The following is a 20,123-nucleotide window of genomic DNA, read 5'->3' on the forward strand; positions in this document are numbered from 1 at the left end:
GCGTACGAGGCGACCCAGCTGGCCAGCGCGATCGATCCGGCGCTGCTCGCCGGCCCGGCGGACCCGGGCACCCCGCCGTCCGGCGGCCCCGCCGTCCCGCCGCCGCCCGGCGGTCCGGCCGCCCCGGCCGCGGGCGCGGCCGGGTACGGCTACCCGAACGCGGGCGCCGCGCCCGGGGTCGTCCCGCCGACCCCGGTCACCGGCCCGCCGCAGGGCGCGCCCGTACCGCCCGGGGTCCCCGCGGTCGGCCCGGGCTACTTCGCCGCGCTCAGCTACCGCGGCCCGGACGGCTCGGAGCAGAAGCTGCTGCACCGCAGCGAGCCCGGCACCCCGCACCCGGAGTGGAAGATCCTGCAGGACCTGCGCCGGCTGAACGTGCCCCCGGAGCAGGTGCTGGAGCTGTACACCGAGCTGGAGTCCTGCGATCTGCCCGGCGGCTACTGCAACCGCATGATCGCCGCCTCCTGGCCGAACGTGCGGCTCACCCACACCGCCCCGTACGGTCGCGACCACGCCTCCCGGCAGGCCGGGATGGCCGAGCTGCTCGACCACCTGGACGAGCTGCACCAGCTGGCCTCCGGCGCCCAGCGGGTCCGGCCGTTCCGGGTGCCGCTGCCCGCGCCGGGGACGGTCCAGCCGCTGCCCCCGGTGCCGCCGCAGGAGCTCGCCCAGGAGGTCGGCCAGGCCTTCGGGCAGAACCTGTTCCGCTACGAGCAGCGCGCGGTCTCCCGCCAGGGCGTGCCGGAGCCGGTATCGCAGAGCCTGATGTGGGCCGGGCTGCCCCGCGACTTCGGGCCGTTCTTCTGGGCCCAGGCACAGGAGGGCCGACCGATCCCGACCCTCGCCGAGCTGGCCGCCGAGCGAGGCCTGCCGGTGGCCCCGGACTTCGGCGGCTACCTGGTGCTCGGCAACGACTACGGCCGTCAGCTGTGCGTCCAGTACGGCACCGCGAACGTGGTCGCCGTGGACATCGACGGAACCGGCCAGCCGCCGCGCTTCGTCAACAGCGGTGTACCGGAGTTCGTCCGCGCGCTGGCCCTGCTGGGCCGGATGTGGCGGCTGCGGTACGGGCTGACGCCCGAGCAGGCCGGTCGCTGGACGACCGACTTCCAGGCGCAGCTCGCCGCGATCGACCCGGCGGCCCTGCAGAACGCCGACACTTGGTGGGCCGTGCTGCTGGAGCAGTTCTGGGACGGTCTGCTGTAGCGGACCGTCGCTGATCCTCGCAGGTGGGGAGGGGTCGTTCCGGTGTCCGGGACGACCCCTCCGGCATGCCGTGGCAGCCCTGCCTCGTTGGGTTTCGTCCGGATCTGCGCAAAATAGGTCACGAGGATGGGGGTCTATTCGCCCGGTCCTCGACGTATTCCGGTCCGCACGACGACCGAATCCGGCCCCGGCTTCCGAACCGGTTCCGGATCCGGCCGTTCCGTCCGATCATGGGCTCCGCAGCCCGCGAAACGAGGGGAAGAGCCCATGAGCGACGCCGTCCCCCAGTACGGCTTCACCCAGGCCCGGCGCGGTTACGCGCCAGAGCAGGTCGACCGGGCGCTCGCCGCCCTGACCGCCCAACGCGACGAGGCGTGGGAGCGGCTGAGTGTCCTGGGTAACGGGATCCGGCAGATGGAGGCCCGGCTGGCGGACGTCCGCCGCGCCGCCGACGAGGCCCCGGAGCCGGACTACCAGGTGCTCAGCGAACAGGCCGCGGGACTGGCCGAGATGGCGCAGAACGAGGCCCGCGCCGTGAAGGACAAGGCCGAGCGCTTCGCCGAGGACCTGCGCGACGAGGTCTACGAGGCCGGGCAGGCGCTCGCCAAGGCGGCCAAGGAGTTTTCCGCCACCACCCGCACGGAGGCCGACGCGGCCGCCCGCCGCACGGAGGAGCGCACCCGCGCCGAGGCCGAGGGCATCCGGGCCGAGGCCGACCGGGAGAGCCGCTCCGCCCGGGACGGCGCCACCGCCTACGCCGCCAAGGTCCGGGTGGCCGCCGCCGAGACCAGCGAGCACGCCGAGGCCGAGCTGGCCGCCAAGCGTCGCAAGGCCGACGAGACCTTCGCCGAGGCCCAGGCCAAGGCGGACACCGAGGAGGCCGAGGTCTCCGAGACCGCCGAGCGCCGGGTCAAGGAGGCCGAGCAGTACCGGGAGACCGTGCTCAACCAGATCAAGCAGCTGGAGACCGACGCCCAGGCCAAGGCCGACCAGCTGATCGAGCAGGCCCGCCGGGAGGCCGAGAAGACCAACGCGGAGAGCGAGCGCGAGCAGCGGGCGTTCGACACCCGCCTGGAGACCGTCCAGAAGCACCTGGACCACATCAAGGCGACGCTGGCCTCGCTCACGGGCGCGGCGGTCGGGCAGATCGAGTCCGTGGAGGAGGCCGTCGAGGACGACGCCCCGGCGGACGCGGTGGCGGACGTGGTGCCGGTGGACTCGGAGGCGGACACCGGGGAGGTCCCGCTGCCGAACCTGGGGAAGGCCCCGGTGAAGGCCCCCGCCCCCGCCCCCGCCCCCGCTCCCGTGCCCGCTCCGGCGCAGGCCCCGGAGAAGTCGACGGCGGTGCTGCGGCAGCCGGTGGTCGGCGGGCCCGCCGCCGGTGCCAGGGCCGACGCGGCCGCGGCGGAGGGGACCAGGGCCGATACCGCCGAGCCGGTGGTGACCGGCCCGGTCGCCCCGGCCGCGGCCCCGCCGAAGCCGGCTGCGGCGCCCGAGCCGGTGGCCGACCGGGACGGTGCCCAGGGCGGCGAGGGCGCCGGGGCGTCCGAGGAGGAGACCCGGATCGTCCCGAAGATCATCATCGTGGACGACGGCAGCGGCTACGAGGCCCCCAACACGGTGGCCTACCGCCGTCGCTGACCCGCAACCCGTGCCCTCACCCGTGATCGGCCGGGTGAGCTTGGGCGTCCTGGGCCCTGACCGCCTGCTTGCGGGCGGTCAGGGCCTTCGCGTCGCGGTCGATCGGCCGGCGCCGGTAGCCGGCCCTTCGCGCGGCTCCGCTGCGGCGGCCCGGCCTGCGTCGACCGGGCGGATCGAGTGGTGAACGGGTGGACGAAGCGCCGCTGCCGAGACCCGTGGCGCCCTCCAGGAAAGGGCGCCACGGTTCCCGGCGCTTGGGCGGGCGCCCCCACCCAGGGCCGCCCGGCCTCGCACCTCCGACCCCCATCGGTGGTGCGACAGTGCCGCCACAGCCATCCCCCACGGTTGGGTGCGGCGGGCACAATCACCATGGTGCGCGATCTCCATGGACGGCCAGTGACCGGAGTATGTCCAGTTCGTGGCGGATGGCGGAGCCGGATGTCGGTGGACGCCCGGCTGGTTCGTCCACCGGCCGCCCGGTGTTCCGTCCAGTGGTTCGCCTGCGGTCGTGTCCCTGACAGTTGTGGGGTCGCGGACGCCGGTTCGTCCCCGCCCGGCCCCGCCGGGGTCGTACACCGCGTGCCCGTCCGTGCCGCGGCGTAGGCTGGAGACCCCCGGCCGCTCGGCGCGCCGGGCCGTTCGCGTTGCCCCGGCGGGCCTTCGCCGCCCGGAGGCAGCACCAGCCACGGGACGAAGAAGAGACCCCAGATGAGCCTGACCGGACTGCTCGATGTCGTGGCGCGCGACGCGGCGCTCGCCGAGGCGATCGACGCGGCCACCGCCACCGGAGCCGCGGCCGGCGGCCGCCGCCACCTGGACCTGGTCGGACCGCCCGCCGCCCGGCCGTTCGCCATCGCCGCGCTGGCCCGCGCGCTGGCCGGGCAGGCCGCGGGCGACCGGGGCCGCCCGGTGCTCGCCGTCACCGCGACCGGCCGGGAGGCCGAGGACCTCGCCGCCTCGCTGCGCTCGCTGCTGCCCGCCGACGCCGTCGCCGAGTACCCGGCCTGGGAGACCCTGCCGCACGAGCGGCTGTCGCCCCGTTCGGACACCGTCGGCCGCCGGTTGGCCGTGCTGCGGCGGATCGTGCACCCGCGGGCGGACGACCCGGCGGCCGGGCCGGTGCAGGTGATCGTCGCTCCGGTCCGCTCGGTGCTGCAGCCGCAGGTCAAGGGGCTGGCCGAGCTGGAGCCGGTGGCCGTCCGGCGCGGTGAGTCGCACGACCTGGAGGAGGTGGCTCGCCGGCTCGCCGCGGCCGCCTACGCGCGGGTCGAACTGGTCGAGAAGCGCGGCGAGTTCGCCGTCCGCGGCGGCATCCTGGACGTCTTCCCGCCGACCGAGGAGCACCCGCTGCGGGTGGAGTTCTGGGGCGACGAGGTCGAGGAGATCCGCTACTTCAAGGTCGCCGACCAGCGCTCGCTGGAGATCGCCGAGCACGGCCTGTGGGCGCCGCCCTGCCGCGAGCTGCTGCTGACCGACGAGGTGCGGGCGCGGGCCGCCGAACTGTCCGCCGCACACCCCGGGTTGGCCGAGATCCTGGACAAGATCGCCGAGGGCATCGCGGTCGAGGGCATGGAGTCGCTGGCGCCGGTGCTGGTGGACGACATGGAGCTGCTGCTCGACGTGCTGCCGCTCGGCTCGGTCACGGTGGTCTGCGACCCGGAGCGGGTCCGCACCCGGGCCGGCGACCTGGTGGCGACCAGCCAGGAGTTCCTGCACGCCTCCTGGGTCGCGGCGGCGGCCGGCGGGGACCGGCCGATCGACCTGGAGGCCATCGACGTCTCCGCCGCCTCGCTGCGCTCGCTCGCCGAGGTGCGCGAGCACGCCGACGAGATCGGGCTGCCCTGGTGGTCCGTCAGCCCGTTCGCGACCAGCGAGTCCTCCGTCGACGGCATCTTGGAGTTCGATGCCAACACGCTGACCCTCGGCATGCACGCCGTCGAGGCCTACCGGGGCGACACCGCCCGGGCGATCGCCGACGCCAAGGAGCGGCTGGCCGCCGACTGGCGGGTCGTCATGGTGACGGAGGGCCACGGGCCCGCCTCCCGGCTCGCGGAGGTGCTGGGCAACGAGGGCATCCCGGCCCGGCTGGTCGCCGACCTCGCCGAGGCGCCCACCCGGGACGTCGTCTACGTCTCCTGCGGCTCGATCGAGCACGGCTTCGTGGACGAGAACCTGAAGCTCACCGTCGTCACCGAGACCGACCTGTCCGGCCAGAAGTCCTCCACCAAGGACATGCGCCGGATGCCGTCCCGGCGCCGCAACGCGATCGACCCGCTGGCCCTGGTGGCCGGCGACTACGTCGTCCACGAGGCGCACGGCGTCGGCCGGTACGTCGAGATGGTGCAGCGCACCGTCCAGGGCGCCACCCGCGAGTACCTGGTGCTGGAGTACGCCCCCGCCAAGCGCGGCCACCCCGGCGACCGGCTGTTCGTGCCGACCGACCAGCTGGACCAGGTCACCAAGTACGTCGGCGGCGAGGCCCCGACGCTGCACCGGCTCGGCGGCGCGGACTGGGCGAAGACCAAGCAGCGGGCCAAGAAGGCGGTCAAGGAGATCGCCGCCGACCTGATCAAGCTGTACTCGGCGCGGATGGCCGCGCCCGGGCACGCCTTCGGGTCGGACACCCCGTGGCAGCGCGAGCTGGAGGACGCCTTCCCGTACGCGGAGACGCCGGACCAGCTGACCACCATCGCCGAGGTCAAGTCGGACATGGAGAAGTCCGTCCCGATGGACCGGCTGATCTGCGGTGACGTCGGCTACGGCAAGACCGAGATCGCGGTGCGGGCCGCGTTCAAGGCGGTGCAGGACGGCAAGCAGGTGGCGGTGCTGGTGCCGACCACCCTTCTGGTGCAGCAGCACTTCTCCACCTTCGCCGAGCGGTACGCCAACTTCCCGGTCAGCGTGAAGGCGCTCTCCCGCTTCCAGACCGACAGCGAGGCCAAGGCGGTCCTGGAGGGGCTGTTCGAGGGCTCGGTGGACGTCGTCATCGGCACCCACCGGTTGTTCTCCTCCGAGACCAGGTTCAAGGACCTCGGCCTGGTCATCGTCGACGAGGAGCAGCGCTTCGGCGTCGAGCACAAGGAGCAGCTGAAGAAGCTGCGCGCCAACGTGGACGTGCTCACCATGTCCGCGACCCCGATCCCGCGCACCTTGGAGATGGCGGTCACCGGCATCCGCGAGATGTCCACCATCACCACCCCGCCGGAGGAGCGGCACCCGGTGCTGACCTTCGTCGGGCCGTATGACGAGAAGCAGATCTCGGCCGCGATCCGGCGTGAACTCCTGCGCGAGGGCCAGGTGTTCTACATCCACAACCGGGTGGAGTCGATCGACAAGGCCGCCGCCCGGCTGAAGGACCTGGTGCCCGAGGCGCGGATCGCCACCGCGCACGGACAGATGGGGGAGACCCACCTGGAGAAGGTCGTCGTCGACTTCTGGGAGAAGGAGTTCGACGTCCTGGTGTCGACCACGATCGTGGAGTCCGGCATCGACATCTCCAACGCCAACACCCTGATCGTCGAACGCGGCGACACCTTCGGCCTCTCCCAGCTGCACCAGCTGCGCGGCCGGGTCGGGCGCGGTCGCGAGCGCGGCTACGCGTACATGCTGTACCCGCCGGAGAAGCCGCTCACCGAGACCGCGCACGAGCGGCTGGCCACCATCGCCCAGCACACCGAGATGGGCGCCGGCATGTACGTCGCGATGAAGGACCTGGAGATCCGCGGCGCGGGCAACCTGCTCGGCGGCGAGCAGTCCGGGCACATCGCGGGGGTCGGCTTCGACCTCTACATGCGGATGGTCGGCGAGGCGGTGGCCGAGTTCCGCGAGTCGCTGGCGAACGGCGGCGAGCCGGAGGAGGAGCCGCTGGAGGTGAAGATCGAGCTGCCGGTCGACGCCCACGTGCCGCACGACTACGCGCCCGGCGAGCGGCTGCGGCTGCAGGCCTACCGCTCGATCGCGGCGGTCAACTCGGAGGCGGACATCCAGCAGGTCCGGGACGAACTCGTGGACCGCTACGGCAAGCTGCCCGAGCCGGTGGAGAACCTGCTGCTGGTCGCGGCGCTGCGGCTGTACGCCCGGCGGTGCGGGATCTCGGACATCACCCTGCAGGGCTCGAACATCCGCTTCGGGCCGGTGGAGCTGCGGGAGTCCCAGCAGCTGCGGCTGAACCGGCTCTACCCGCGCAGCCAGGTCAAGGCGGCGGCCCAGCAACTGCTGGTGCCCCGGCCGAGCACCGGCCGGATCGGCGGCAAACCGCTGGTCGGGCGGGAACTGCTGGGCTGGTGCACGGAGTTCCTGTCGGCCATGTTCGACGACCTGGCGGGGGCGAAGAAGTAGCACCGGCTGGTCGGTGGTTCACGGCGGTCTCGGGCTCTGCCCGGGGCCGCCGTTCCGTCTGTCCTGGTCCGGTCTGTCCGGCGCGCGGTGGTGCGCACTGTGAACGGAGGCGTCAGCCGATCTTCCACTGGCCGACCTGGCTGGCGAAGCCGTTGTCGAGGGCGAACTGGACCTTGTCGAGCTTGGCGTCGTTCGGGACCTCGAAGGTGACGAAGCCCTTGCCGGTGTCACCGGGGGCGATGTTGGTGGGGGTCTGGAAGGCCGGGCCGGCCTTGGTCTCCGCGAGGCTCGCGCCGTAGGCCTGGCCCTGGGTGTCCACGACCTTGGCGCTGCTGAACGGGGCTTCGGAGTAGGCCTGGGCGCCGGTGGCCTTGATCTGGAACTGCACCGCGACGTAGCGCTTGCCGTCGGCGGGCTTGAGGTACTCGTTGGCGCTCTCGGCCGGGTCGACCACCTTCACCGCGGTGACGTCGGCGGTGTTTCCGGTGTCGGTGCTCTTGAGGGCGATGGTGTCGGCGACCTTGGCGGGGGCCTTGGGGGTGTCGGCGGACTTGCCGGCCGGGCCCGAGGCGGGCTGGGCGGAGCCGGGGGCGGCGGAAGCGGCCGCGGTCTGCTTCGCCTCGGTCGAGACGGAGGCGCCGCCGGTGGAGTTGCAGGCGGTCGCGGTGAGGGAGACCAGCGCGGCGCCGAGCAGCAGGGCGGCGGTGCGGCGGGTGCGGCGGGCGCTGGTGGTGCGGCGGGCGGTGGCGGACATGGCTGTTCTCCCGGTGGTCGACGGTGCTGATGGCTGCCGCCCCTGTTCGGTGGCGACGGGGAAATCACACCACCGGGTCGTGAACCATGTCAATGGATATTCACGAAAGAGCTCTGTTCACACGTGAACTGAGCCGGGGAGCGGTGTCGCTATGCTGTGCGGTCACAGCGCCGTGCCGCGCGGTCACCCCGATCGAAGGAGCCTCCCGTGCCGGACCGCCTCGAAGTGACCGCCGTCGAGATCGCCCGGCTGGCCGGCGTCGGCCGTGCCGCGGTCAGCAACTGGCGCCGCCGCCACCCCGACTTCCCCCGTCCGGTCGGCGGCACCGACACCAGCCCGACCTTCGCACTCGACGAGGTCGAGTCCTGGTTGCGCGCCCAGGGCAAGATCGCCGAACTCCCGCTGCTGGAACGGCTCTGGCAGCTGATCGATACTCTGCGCGACCCGGTTGGCCACCCCGCCGCCCCGCTGGTCGAGGCCGGCGCCGTGCTCCTGCTGCTGCACCGCGCCCCCGGGCACTGGGCCGAACTCGCCGACCAGCCCGAAACCCGGCTCGCCACCGCGCTGCCCCGCGTCGTCGCCGACACCGCCGTTCACGCCTTCGGTCCGGACGGCCCGCGCGACCTGCGCCTGCCCAACCTGCTCGGGAGCACCCAGCTGGACCTCGCCCGGCTGCTCGCCGCCCTCGCGGCCGAGGCCGGTCCGGCGGGCGCGTACGAGCAACTGCTCACCCGCCACGCCGAGGCCAACACCCGTCAGCTCAGCCCGACCCCGCCGGAGGCCGCCGAGCTGCTCGCCGCCGTCGCCGGAGTCCCCGCCACCGTGCTGGACCCGGCCGTCGGCCTCGGCGCCGTCCTGCTCGCCCACCCGCCGACCACCGGCCGCTACGGCCAGGACGCCGACCCGGTCGCGGCCGCCCTCGCCCGGCTCCGGCTCGCCCTGCACACCCCCGCCGACGAACCCGGCCCGCTCCCGCTCGACCTGCGCACCGGCGACGCCCTGCGCGCCGACGGCTACCCCGGGGACACCTTCGACGCGGTGCTCTGCCAGCCCCCGTACAACGAACGCGACTGGGGCCACGACGAGTTGCAGTTCGACACCCGCTGGCTCGGCGGCCTGGTCCCGCCGCGCGGCGAGTCCGAACTCGCCTGGGTGCTGCACTGCCTCGCTCACACCCGCCCCGGCGGCCTCGCCGCCCTGCTCCTCCCGCCGACCGTCGCCGCCCGCCGGGCCGGCCGCCGCATCCGGGCCGAGCTGCTCCGCACCGGCGCCCTGCGCGCCGTCATCGCCCTGCCCGCCGGAGCCGCCCCGCCGTACGGCGTCCCGCTGCACCTCTGGGTGCTCCGCGCCCCCAAGCCGGGCGACGACTTCCGGCAGGTCCTGCTGGTCGACGCCGGGGCGACGCCGGCCGGTCCGGCCCGGACCGCGGGCCCGGCGGTCGCGGAGGGCGGCCGGGACAAGGTGGACTGGCCCGAACTTCGCCGGGTCGTCCTGGAGTCCTGGCGCGGGTTCGACCTCGCCGCCCGTGAGGGCCTGCCGGTCCCCGCCGACCGCCCCGGGGTCCACCGGACCATGGCCGCCATCGACCTGCTGGACGACGAGACCGACCTCTCCCCGGCCCGACACGTCCCGCCCGCCGCCCGACTCGGCGGGGCGGCCGAACTCTCCCACCTCGGTGCCCGGTTGGCCGAGCTGCTGGCCGGCCTGGCCGACCCGGTCGGGCTGCTCCCGCAGCCCGGTGCGGAACCGGTCGCCGGCGCGGCCCCGGTCGGCGTGGTCACCGTGGGCGAGCTGGTCCGCAGCGGCGCGCTGGAGGTGCACTCCTCCGGCACCGGCGCCGCCACCCGTCCGGCGGGCGCCGCCCCGGGCGGCACCCCCGTGATCACCGACCAGGACCTCGCCACCGGCGCCCCGCCCGGCGCCGTCCTCGCCGCCGCGGACGCCGCCGGCGCCACCGGCACCACCGGGGACGTCCGCACCCGCCCGGGTGACGTCCTGGTCCCCGCGCTCGGTGGCGGCGCCGCCCTCGTCGTCCCCGTCGAGGGCCCGCTGGTCGGCGCCGCCCTCGGCCGCCAACTCCACCTGCTGCGGCCCGACCCCGCCGCGCTCGACCCGGAGTTCCTGGCCGGCCAGTTCCGCTCCACCGCCGGCACCCGGCGCGCCGCCAGCCACGCCACCACCACCGCCCGCCTCGACATCCGCCGCGTCGAACTGCCCCGCCTCCCGCTCCCCGCCCAACGGCGCCTCGGCGCCGCCTTCGCCCGCCTCGCCGCCTTCGACACCGCCCTCACCCGGGCGGCTGCCCTCGGCCACACCCTGGCCCGGGCCGCGACGGACGCGCTGGCGACGGGTGTCCTGGCACCGCCGGAGGACTGACGTCGGTTCAGCACCGGCCAGGCGTCGGCTCGGTATCGACCGGACCGAAGGACTCCGGGGCCGCCGGGCCGGGCGGTACGGTGTGCTGGGCCGTCCGTGTCACGGTCGGCGCCGGTTCCCTCCAGCTCAGGAGCACACATGTCAGGGCAGCAACCCGGGCCGTACGGACCGACGCCCGGCGGCCCGCCGTACGGCCCGGGGCCGGTTCAGGGCGCGGTTCCCGGGGCAGTTCCGGGGGCCGCCCCGGCTGCCGGGCGGGCCCCGGTCCCGGGCCGGTTCGGGGTGACCCTCCGGGTGCTGTGCGCGCTCGCCCCGCTGCTGTCCTTCGGTCTGCTCGGCGCGGTCCCGGCGCTGCTGCTGGCGGTCCGGCGCAGGCGGGCGTACGACGTCGTCGGTGCGGTGGTGTTCTGCGCGCTGCTGCTGACGCTCGTCGTCTCCGCAGGGATCGCGGGTAGCCTCAAGGACCCGACCGCCGACCTCACCGGCGAGATCACCCTCGGCGTGCTGTGGCTGACGCCGACCGCGCACTTCCTGGCGATGGACAGCCGCGCAGTCTGGGAGGCCGGCCGCCCCGCGTCCAAGTCCCCGGCTCCGCAGACCGTTCCGCAGGCCGTTCCGCAGGCCGTTCCGTCGTACGGGCCGCCGGCCGGCTCGCCGTACGCGGCCACCGTGCCCGGGTACGGCGTCCCGGCCGCGGCCCCCGCCCCCGCCGCCGAAACGGCCCACGACCTGCGTGAACTCGGCGAACTGCTGCGACGTCAGGCCAGCGAGGGCGGCTCGTGACCGGCGCCAGGCTGATCGCCGGACGCTACCGGCTCACCGAGAAGATCGGCCACGGCGGCATGGGCCAGGTCTGGGCCGGGCAGGACGAACGGCTGCACCGCCCGGTCGCCGTCAAACTGCTCCGCCCCGAACACCTGCTGCCCGGCGGCTCCGGAAGCGGGTTCGGCGCCGGTGCCACGAGCACCGAACGCCGCCGCCACGGCGACGAGTTGAGTCGCCGCTTCCTGCGCGAGTGCCGGGTGACGGCCGCGCTCGACCACCCCGGCCTGGTCACGGTCTTCGACGCGGGCGAGGACGAGGGCGAGCTCTACCTCGTCATGCAGCGCATCCCCGGTGTCAGCCTCGCCGACCTCATCGCGGAGGACGCGCCCTTCCCGGTCGAACGCGCGGTGGCCGTCGCCGCCCAGCTCTGCGGGGCACTGGCGGCCGTCCACGCCATCCCGGTGGTCCACCGCGACCTCAAGCCGAGCAACGTCATGGTCCGCGCGGACGGCCGCACCGTCCTGCTCGACCTCGGCATCGCCACCGCCCTCGACACCGAGACCACCCGCCTCACCCTCACCGGCGTGCCCATCGGCAGCCCCGCCTACATGGCCCCCGAGCAGGCCCTCGCCGCCACCACCGACCCGCGCAGCGACCTCTACTCGCTGGGCTGCCTGCTGCACGAGATGCTCTCCGGCGAGGAGCCCTTCCGGGCGCCCACCGCCCTCGGCGTCCTGCGCCGACACGTCGACGAACCGCCCGTCCCGCTGCGCGAGGTGCGCCCAGAGGTGCCGCAGTCTCTGGAACGGCTGGTCCTCGACCTCCTCGCCAAGCAGCCCGCCGACCGCCCCGCCGACGCCCAGACGGTGTACGCGCAGCTGCTCCCACTGCTGCCTCCCGCCGAGGACGCGCCGCAGCCGCGCCTCACGCCGCTGCCCGACCCCGCACGCCCCTTCCGCTACCCGCACCAGCCGCAGCCGCATCCGTCGGCTGTGGTGGCCGCCGCCGTTCCGGTGGTCCGTTCGGAGCCGAGGCCGTTCCTCGTACCTCCCGCCCCTTCGACACCTCCCGCCGTCCCCTCGGGCCCGGACCTCGGTGCGGAGTGCGCCCGCCTCTCCGACCTGGTCGACGCCGGACGCCACACCGAGGTCCTCGGCCTGGCCGCCAGCCTGCTGCCCCGCGCCGAGGCCGACCTCGGCGAGAGCGCGCCCCTGGTCCGCACCATCCGCACCATCTACGCCCGCATCCTCCTCCACGAGGGCCACCCCCAGCAGGCCCTCCCCGAGTACCGCCGCCTCGCCGCCACCGCGGACGGCGGCCCGCACGGCCTCCAGGGCCTCGACCACCGCTACCGCGCCGCCCTCTGCCTCGACCGACTCGGCCACGGCCCCGAAGCCCTCGCCGAGTACCAGGCCCTGCTCGCCGCCCACACCGCCCGCCTCGAATCCGGCCTCGACACCGACCCCGAGCGCGCCTACGACCTCCGCGAACGCATCGGACTCCACCTCGCCGCCACCGGCGACCCCCAGAACGCCTGGCACTGGCTCCTCCAACTCCTCCTCGAACGCGAACGCCGCGACGGCCCCCACCACCCGGCCGTCCGTCGCCTCCGCCAATCCCTCACCACCCTCCACCCCCACCACGCCACCCCCTGGCCCCCGGCCCGCTGACCCCCCGACCTGCCTCTGCCGCAGCTGGAAGTCGGTGGGCTCGGGTGGTTCCGGCCGGGTCGGCGGCTGTGGCATGCCGTCGGTGCGCTGACCTCGCCCGTTGTGCCGGTTGCAGCCCCTCGCCCTTGGTCATCCGCGCCCCCGCCGACGGCTTGGCTTCAACCATCTGCCGCTTGTGCGGGAGCGGGAAGTCGGCGGGTTCGACTTCCTGCGCCAGTCGGTGGGTCCGATCTGGCGGTCCGCCAGATCGGGGCCCGATTTTCCGTGGGTACGGGAGGGCGGTGGGTCGGGTTGAGCGTGTCGTTCGGGAGCCGGGTTCGGGGGCGGGGAAGTCGGCGGGAGCGACGGGGCTGCCCGCGGCCCGGCCCGTTCCGCCGAGGGGCGGGTAGGTTCGGGGTGTGACGACGAATGTTCCGCGCGCGGAGTTGATCCTGCTGACCACCACCCACCGGGTGGCTCCCGGGTTGCTGGCGTGGCCGGCGTGGGAGGCGTTGCGGTCGGCCGGACGGGTGTTGGTGGGGGAGGAGGGGCATCCGCAGGTGGCCGCGGTGCGGCAGGCCGGGGTGGCGGTCGAGGTGGCGGCGGCGGAGTCGGCGCCGGCCTTGGCGCGGATGCTGACCGAGCAGCCGGCCGGGGCGGGGCCGACGGTGTGGCTGGGGAGCCCGGACGGGGATCCGGGGCTGACGGACGCGCTGGCGCGGCTGGCGGTGGAGCACGCCGGGGAGGTGCCGGAGATCGAGGTGCTGCCGGGTTCGTACGACCTGCCCGGCTCGCGGCTGCTGGACCTGGTGTCGGTGATGGACCGGCTGCGCTCGCCCGGCGGGTGCCCGTGGGACGCCGAACAGACGCACGAGAGCCTGGTGAAGTACCTGGTCGAGGAGGCGTACGAGTTGGTCGAGGCGATCGAGGAGGGGGACCGGGACACGCTGCGCGAGGAGCTGGGCGACGTGCTGCTCCAGGTCTTCTTCCACTCCCGGATCGCCGAGGAGCACCCGACCGGGCCGTTCACCATCGACGACGTGGCTGGGGACATCGTGGAGAAGCTGGTGTACCGCCACCCGCACGTGTTCGGGGACGTCGAGGCCGAGGGCGCCGCCGAGGTGGAGGCGAACTGGGAGCAGCTGAAGGCGGCGGAGAAGGTGGACCGGGAGTCGGTGCTGGACGGCGTGCCGGCCGGGCTGCCGGCGCTGGCGTACGCGGCGAAGCTGGTGTCCCGGGTGCGCCGGGCGGGGTTCGAGGGCGTGCCGGACGAGCCGTACGAGCTGCCGGCGGAGCTGACCGCGGAGTCGGCGGGCCGGCTCCTGCTGGCGGTGGCGCAGCGGGCGTACGACGCCGGGGTGGACGTGGACGCGGCGCTGCGCTCGGCCGCGCGGGGCTACCGGGACGCGGTACGCGCGGCCGAGGGGCTCAAGCCGGAGTAGCGGCTCAGGCCGCCGTGGCGGTGTGCCCGGTCGGGCGCCGCTGCGGCGGGACGAGCTCGCCGATGGCCTCGCCGATCAGGGCGAGGAGTTCGGCGAGGCGCTCCAGGTCGAGGTGGTCGGGCAGGTCGGAGAGGGAGACGATCCGCTCGCCGTTCGGGCCGGCGACGCAGAAGAGGTCGATCGGCCCCAGGTGCTTCTCGGCGGTGTCGACCAGGGCGGCGACGTCGCTGGGGCGGCGGATGTCAGCGCCGACGCCGACGACGGGGCAGCCCGGCCGGTCGAGTTCGGCGGCGAGGTCCTCGGCGACACCGACGTGGGTGTCCGCGATCAGCATCCCGGCGGCGCCGGCCGCGGTGAACCGGCGGGCGAGGCCGGCTCCCGAACCGCCGTCGAGTACCGCGATGACGACGACTGCCCCGCTGACCTGCATGGTCTGCTCCTCCCTGTGGGCGACACCGCACCGGCGCCCACGCATACTGCGGAGGATCGTAGGCACGACCTGACCCTCCGCAACAGGGATTACCCCGCAGGTGACCAGACTCACGCCTGCCACCCGGCCAAGAGCTGCCCAAGAGCTGTCCACGGACCGTCCACCAGCTGTCCACGGAGCGTTGGCGACCCGCTCGCGCGCCGTTCGCGAAGTGTTGACGGTCGGGAACGGTCAGGACGCGCCCGACCCAGCGGTTACGGTCGACCCATGCCTGCTCAGCCCGACGCCGCCCAGCCCGCCCCGCAGCTCTTCACCTGGGAGTTCGCCGCCGACCCGTACCCGGCCTACGCCTGGCTGCGCGAGCACGCCCCGGTGCACCGCACCAGGCTGCCGAGCGGCGTGGAGGCCTGGCTGGTGACGCGGTACGCGGACGCCCGGCAGGCGCTGGCGGACAGTCGGCTGTCGAAGAACCCGGCGCACCACAGCGAGCAGGCGCACCGCACCGGCCGGGTGGGCATCCCGGGGGAGCGGCAGGCGGACCTGATGACCCACCTGCTGAACATCGACCCGCCGGACCACACCCGGCTGCGCCGGCTGGTGTCCAAGGCGTTCACGCCGCGCCGGGTGGCCGAGTTCGAGCCGCGGGTGCAGCAGCTCACCGACCGGCTGATCGACGGCTTCGCGCAGCGCGGTTCGGCGGACCTGATCCACGAGTTCGCCTTCCCGCTCCCCATCTACGCGATCTGCGACATGCTGGGCGTGCCGGCGGAGGACCAGGACGACTTCCGCGACTGGGCCGGCATGATGCTGCGACACACAAAGCCGGGCCACGGCGGGAGCCAACGCGGCGGCGTGGGACGGGCGGTGAAGCGGATGCGGGCGTACCTGCTGGAGCTGATCCACCGCAAGCGGGCCGACCTCGGTGACGACCTGATCTCCGGTCTGATCAGGGCCAGTGACCACGGCGAGCACCTGACCGAGAACGAGGCGGCCGCGATGGCCTTCATCCTGCTGTTCGCCGGTTTCGAAACGACCGTCAACCTGATCGGCAACGGGACGTACGCGCTGCTGCGCAACCCGGGGCAGCGGGTGCTGCTGCAGGAGTCGGTGGTGCGCGGGGAGACCGCGCTGCTGGAGACCGGGATCGAGGAACTCCTGCGCTACGACGGGCCGGTGGAGCTGGCGACCTGGCGGTTCGCGACCAGGCCGCTGACCATCGGCGGGGTGGACATCCCGGTGGGCGATCCGGTGCTGGTGGTGCTGGCGGCGGCGAACCGCGACCCGGCCCGGTTCGCGGACGAGAACACCCTCGACCTGACCCGGGTCGACAATCCCCACCTGGGGTTCGGGCACGGCATCCACTACTGCATCGGCGCCCCGCTGGCCCGGCTCGAAGGACGCGCCGCGCTGGCCACGCTGCTTTCCCGGCTGCCCGATCTGCGACTGGCCGAAAGCCCGGAGAATCTCCGCTGGCGGGGTGGCCTGATCATGCGTGGATTGCGCGAACTTCCGGTCGAATTCAGTCCCGAGATCCGGTCTCCGCATGCCCTTCCTGAGGCTTCGACACGCTGACGGGACGCCGTTGATGCCCTCCTGACAGCGGGGTGAACACCCATCAATCCGGACAAACAGGCGCAGTTGGTAGGCGATTGATCACATGCCGTAATTCCTGTGTGATGTCGGCGATATGAGCTTGTGATTGGTCTGAGGATCTGTCTAGTCTCCCTGGAGTTCGCAGCTGCGGACCTCGTGCGCGGAACGCCGAATCCTGCCCGCCGCGCCACGGGAAACCGACCAGACCCTTGGGCAGGGGCGGGGGAACCAGGTTTGTTGCCGTCCTCCACGGCTTGGGGTGAAGCCGCCCGAGCGGAACGTCTCCGCGCACGGCGGCCGGGCCACCTCCCGGTCCGAACCCGACAGCTCACCTCGCAGGCGTGCGGAGAGGGACCCTTCATGCTGTTCGTTGGAACTGGCCGTCACCGTCGTCGCACCCAGGCCGAGAAGGCCATCGCCGTCGCCGGTGTGGCCGGCGTCGGACTCGCGATGCCGCTCCTCGCCGCCACCGGCGCCTCCGCCGCCCCGGCCTCCGCCTGGGACTCCGTCGCCCAGTGCGAGAGCGGCGGCGACTGGAGCATCAACACCGGCAACGGCTTCTACGGCGGCCTGCAGTTCACCTCCAGCACCTGGAAGGCGTACGGCGGCACCGCCTACGCGCCGCAGGCCAACCAGGCCAGCAAGGGCCAGCAGATATCGGTCGCCGAGAAGGTGCTGGCCTCCCAGGGCCCGGGCGCCTGGCCGGTCTGCTCCGTCAAGGCGGGCCTGAGCAAGGGCGGCGCCCCGGCCGCGGTCGACACCTCCTCGGACGCCAAGCCGCAGTCCGCCCCCCAGCAGCAGACGCCCAAGCAGCAGACGCCCAAGCAGCAGGCCCCGGAGCAGCAGGCCCCCAAGGCGGACGCGAAGCCCGCCCAGTCGTACGCTCCGAAGCACGCCGCCCCGAAGCAGGCCGAGAAGCCCGCGGAGCAGCCGGTCCAGCAGTACGTTCCGAAGCACGCCGCCCCGCGCGCCGCCCAGCCGGCCCAGGCCGCCCCGGCCGGTCACGACTACACCGTCCACTCCGGTGACACCCTGTCGAGCATCGCCGCCGCCCAGAGCGTGTCCGGCGGCTGGCAGGCGCTGTACGACGGCAACCGCGGCACGGTCGGCGGCGACCCGAACCTGATCATGCCCGGCCAGGTCCTGCACCTCGGCTGAACCGGCCCGTAGGGCCTCGACCGAGACGGTCCGTAGGACCTCGAACAGCACCCCGGGGACGAAGGGGGCCGCACCCGGCCCCCTTCGTCCGCATTCGTCCGCGCCGGGGGGACAAGCTGGGACAAGCAGGTGAACTACCGGTGGGTAGTAGGGCCACACGCTGAGACGGAACCGAGGCCAACGTGGCCCCGGGAGCTCGGGCGGTTAGGCTCTGGTCGTAACGACTCCGCAATCGTCCCGCCGACAGCACCACCGTCAGCCGGACCCTGCTTCCGCAAGGAGATGCCTCGTGCCGTCCATCGATGTCGTCGTAGCCCGTGAGATCCTCGACTCGCGCGGCAACCCCACGGTCGAGGTCGAGGTCGGCCTCGACGACGGCAGCACCGGTCGTGCCGCTGTCCCCTCGGGTGCCTCGACCGGCGCCTTCGAGGCGCTGGAGCTGCGCGACGGTGACAAGAACCGCTACTTCGGCAAGGGCGTCGAGAAGGCCGTCCTGGCCGTCATCGAGCAGATCGGCCCGGAGCTCGTCGGCTACGACGCCACCGAGCAGCGCCTGATCGACCAGGCCATGCTCGACCTGGACGCCACCCCCGACAAGTCCTCGCTCGGCGCCAACGCCATCCTGGGCGTCTCGCTGGCCGTCGCGCACGCCGCCTCCGAGGCCAGCGACCTGCCGCTGTTCCGCTACCTGGGCGGCCCGAACGCGCACGTCCTGCCGGTCCCGATGATGAACATCCTCAACGGCGGCTCGCACGCGGACTCCAACGTCGACATCCAGGAGTTCATGATCGCCCCGATCGGCGCGGAGTCCTTCTCCGAGGCCGTCCGCTGGGGCGTCGAGGTCTACCACACCCTCAAGGGCGTGCTGAAGGAGCGCGGCCTGTCCACCGGCCTCGGCGACGAGGGCGGCTTCGCGCCGAACCTGGACAGCAACCGCGAGGCCCTGGACCTCATCATGGAGGCGATCCAGAAGGCCGGCTACGTGCCCGGCCGTGACGTCGCGCTGGCCCTGGACGTCGCCTCCTCCGAGTTCTACCAGGACGGCGCCTACCAGTTCGAGGGCAAGGCCCTCTCGGCCGCCGAGCTCATCGAGTACTACGCCGAGCTGGTCGCCGCCTACCCGCTGGTCTCCATCGAGGACCCGCTGGACGAGTCGGACTGGGACGGCTGGAAGGCCATGACCGTCAAGCTGGGCGACAAGGTCCAGCTGGTCGGTGACGACCTGTTCGTCACCAACCCGGCCCGCCTGGCCAAGGGCATCGAGACCGGCACCGCCAACGCGCTGCTGGTGAAGGTGAACCAGATCGGCTCGCTGACCGAGACCCTGGACGCCGTCGAGCTGGCCCAGCGCAACGGCTACCGCTGCATGATGTCGCACCGCTCCGGCGAGACCGAGGACGTCACCATCGCCGACCTGGCCGTCGCCACCAACTGCGGCCAGATCAAGACCGGTGCCCCGGCCCGCTCCGAGCGCGTCGCCAAGTACAACCAGCTGCTGCGCATCGAGGAGATCCTCGACGACGCCGCCGAGTACGCCGGCCGCGGCGCCTTCCCGCGGTTCCGCTCTGCGGACCAGTAGGCACAGTCGCTCTGCGGACCAGTGAGCACAGTCGCTCCGCGGACCCGTCCGCACAGCAAGCACGAGGGCTGAGCAGCCGAGCTAGCGCAAGCCTGACCGGTGCCCCGCCGCACACCCCGTAGGGTGGACGGCGGGGCACCGTCGCGACCAGGAGGGGATACGGGAGATGGCTGGCTGGAGGATCCCGGGCTTGGCGGCCCGACCTCGGTTCACGAGCCGGGCGACCGTCCTCGTCCTGGTGCTCTGCTCCCTGGTGGCGATCCTCGCCTACCCGACGCGGCAGTTCATCTCCCAGCGCGCCGAGATCTCCGCCCAGCGGGCGAAGGCCGACCACGTGCGCCAGCAGGTCGACCAGCTGCGCCGGGACAAGGCCCGCTGGCAGGACCCGGAGTACGTCAAGGCGCAGGCCCGCGCCCGGTTGCACTACGCGGTGCCGGGGGAGACCCCGTACATCGCGGTGGACCCGGCCGGCCCTGCCGCCCAGCCCTCCGCGCCCGCCGCACCCGCCCCCTCCGGCGGTACGGCCCAGGCCGCCAAGCCCTGGTACGCCAGCGTCTGGGACTCGGTGGACGCCGCCGACACCGTCGCGCTGGCCCCCGCGACCCCCCGTCCGCTCCCCCCGTCCCCCGTTGGAGACCCCACCCCCCATGACCACTGAGAACCACCCCGCCGTCTCCGACGCCGACGTCGCGGCCATCGCCGCCCAGCTCGGCCGGGTGCCGCGCGGCCTGCGCGGTGTCGCGCACCGCTGCCCCTGCGGCAACCCCGACGTCGTGGAGACGGCCCCCCGGCTGCCGGACGGCACGCCGTTCCCGACGCTCTACTACCTGACCTGCCCCAAGGCCGCCTCGCTGATCGGCACCCTGGAGGCGGAAGGCGTGATGAAGGAGCAGAGCGCCCGGCTCGCCGAGGACCCGGAGCTGGCCGCCGCCTACCAGAAGGCGCACGAGGACTACATCGCCCGGCGCGACGCGATCGAGGTGCTGGAGGGCTTCCCGAGCGCCGGCGGCATGCCGGACCGGGTGAAGTGCCTGCACGTGCTGGTCGGGCACTCGCTGGCGGCCGGCGAGGGCGTCAACCCGTTCGGCGACGAGGCGATCGGCATGCTGGAGGACTGGTGGGCCAAGGGCCCGTGCGTCTCCCCGGCCGAGGTCGAGGCGGCCGGTGAGCGGGTCGCCCGCAACCGCGCCAA

At 73.8% G+C, this 20,123-nt stretch carries 13 protein-coding genes, 1 pseudogene and 1 riboswitch; of the genes and pseudogenes, 12 read left to right on the forward strand and 2 right to left on the reverse strand.

All coding sequences use genetic code 11. The annotated features are described in order from the left end of the window. The 3 genes from ACFQ87_RS20035 to mfd form a co-directional block, all read left to right on the forward strand. A partial coding sequence (locus ACFQ87_RS20035) for an SUKH-4 family immunity protein (RefSeq protein WP_380612112.1) occupies window positions 1-1,206 on the forward strand: 1,206 nt, incomplete at its 5' end. A 267-nt stretch (window positions 1,207-1,473) separates the two neighbouring features. Next, complete coding sequence (locus ACFQ87_RS20040) at window positions 1,474-2,847, forward strand: hypothetical protein (RefSeq protein WP_380612113.1); 1,374 nt, start codon at window positions 1,474-1,476, stop codon at window positions 2,845-2,847. A 708-nt stretch (window positions 2,848-3,555) separates the two neighbouring features. Then, window positions 3,556-7,185, forward strand: a complete 3,630-nt coding sequence (mfd, locus tag ACFQ87_RS20045) for a transcription-repair coupling factor (protein WP_380612114.1) — start codon at window positions 3,556-3,558, stop codon at window positions 7,183-7,185. Between the two features lie 112 nt (window positions 7,186-7,297). Here mfd and ACFQ87_RS20050 read toward each other — a convergent pair whose 3' ends face one another. Next, window positions 7,298-7,939, reverse strand: a complete 642-nt coding sequence (locus ACFQ87_RS20050; protein WP_380612115.1) for a DUF4352 domain-containing protein — start codon at window positions 7,937-7,939, stop codon at window positions 7,298-7,300. A gap of 207 nt (window positions 7,940-8,146) precedes the next feature. On the opposite strand from ACFQ87_RS20050, the gene ACFQ87_RS20055 reads away from it, so the two are divergent. From ACFQ87_RS20055 to ACFQ87_RS20070, 4 genes are all read left to right on the forward strand, one after another. After that, the gene (locus ACFQ87_RS20055) at window positions 8,147-10,315 is read left to right on the forward strand and encodes an N-6 DNA methylase (protein WP_380612116.1); all 2,169 of its coding nucleotides are present in this window, start codon (window positions 8,147-8,149) and stop codon (window positions 10,313-10,315) included. Between the two features lie 138 nt (window positions 10,316-10,453). Further along, a complete protein-coding gene (locus ACFQ87_RS20060; RefSeq protein WP_380612117.1) occupies window positions 10,454-11,098 on the forward strand; it encodes a hypothetical protein in 645 nt (214 codons plus the stop codon). Continuing rightward, window positions 11,095-12,750, forward strand: a complete 1,656-nt coding sequence (locus ACFQ87_RS20065; protein WP_380612118.1) for a protein kinase — start codon at window positions 11,095-11,097, stop codon at window positions 12,748-12,750. The genes ACFQ87_RS20060 and ACFQ87_RS20065 overlap by 4 nt, the downstream gene beginning before the upstream one ends. Window positions 12,751-13,148: 398 nt before the next feature. Continuing rightward, the gene (locus ACFQ87_RS20070; RefSeq protein WP_380612119.1) at window positions 13,149-14,171 is read left to right on the forward strand and encodes a MazG family protein; all 1,023 of its coding nucleotides are present in this window, start codon (window positions 13,149-13,151) and stop codon (window positions 14,169-14,171) included. Between the two features lie 4 nt (window positions 14,172-14,175). Here the strand turns inward: ACFQ87_RS20070 and ACFQ87_RS20075 are convergent, their stop codons facing one another. Beyond that, window positions 14,176-14,601, reverse strand: a complete 426-nt coding sequence (locus ACFQ87_RS20075; RefSeq protein WP_380612120.1) for an SDR family NAD(P)-dependent oxidoreductase — start codon at window positions 14,599-14,601, stop codon at window positions 14,176-14,178. 267 nt (window positions 14,602-14,868) lie between these two features. Here ACFQ87_RS20075 and ACFQ87_RS20080 point away from each other — a divergent pair, with 267 nt between their 5' ends. The 5 genes and pseudogenes from ACFQ87_RS20080 to ACFQ87_RS20100 all read left to right on the forward strand — a co-directional run. Then, a complete protein-coding gene (locus tag ACFQ87_RS20080) occupies window positions 14,869-16,173 on the forward strand; it encodes a cytochrome P450 (protein WP_380612121.1) in 1,305 nt (434 codons plus the stop codon). 210 nt (window positions 16,174-16,383) lie between these two features. Next, a riboswitch (cyclic di-AMP (ydaO/yuaA leader) is annotated at window positions 16,384-16,550 on the forward strand. Window positions 16,551-16,554: 4 nt separating this feature from the next. Further along, complete coding sequence (locus tag ACFQ87_RS20085; RefSeq protein ID WP_380612122.1) at window positions 16,555-17,352, forward strand: transglycosylase family protein; 798 nt, start codon at window positions 16,555-16,557, stop codon at window positions 17,350-17,352. 289 nt (window positions 17,353-17,641) lie between these two features. Continuing rightward, entirely contained in the window at window positions 17,642-18,931 is a 1,290-nt protein-coding gene (eno, locus tag ACFQ87_RS20090) for a phosphopyruvate hydratase (RefSeq protein ID WP_380612123.1), read from the forward strand. A gap of 190 nt (window positions 18,932-19,121) precedes the next feature. Continuing rightward, the gene (locus ACFQ87_RS20095; protein ID WP_380612124.1) at window positions 19,122-19,589 is read left to right on the forward strand and encodes a septum formation initiator family protein; all 468 of its coding nucleotides are present in this window, start codon (window positions 19,122-19,124) and stop codon (window positions 19,587-19,589) included. Beyond that, window positions 19,561-20,077: pseudogene (locus ACFQ87_RS20100) on the forward strand (DUF501 domain-containing protein); the annotation flags it as partial. The gene ACFQ87_RS20095 and the pseudogene ACFQ87_RS20100, both read left to right, overlap by 29 nt. Window positions 20,078-20,123 lie beyond the last annotated feature (46 nt).

It is taken from the genome of Kitasatospora sp. NPDC056531 (genome assembly GCF_042794375.1).
In the GTDB taxonomy this organism is placed as follows: Bacteria; Actinomycetota; Actinomycetes; order Streptomycetales; family Streptomycetaceae; genus Kitasatospora.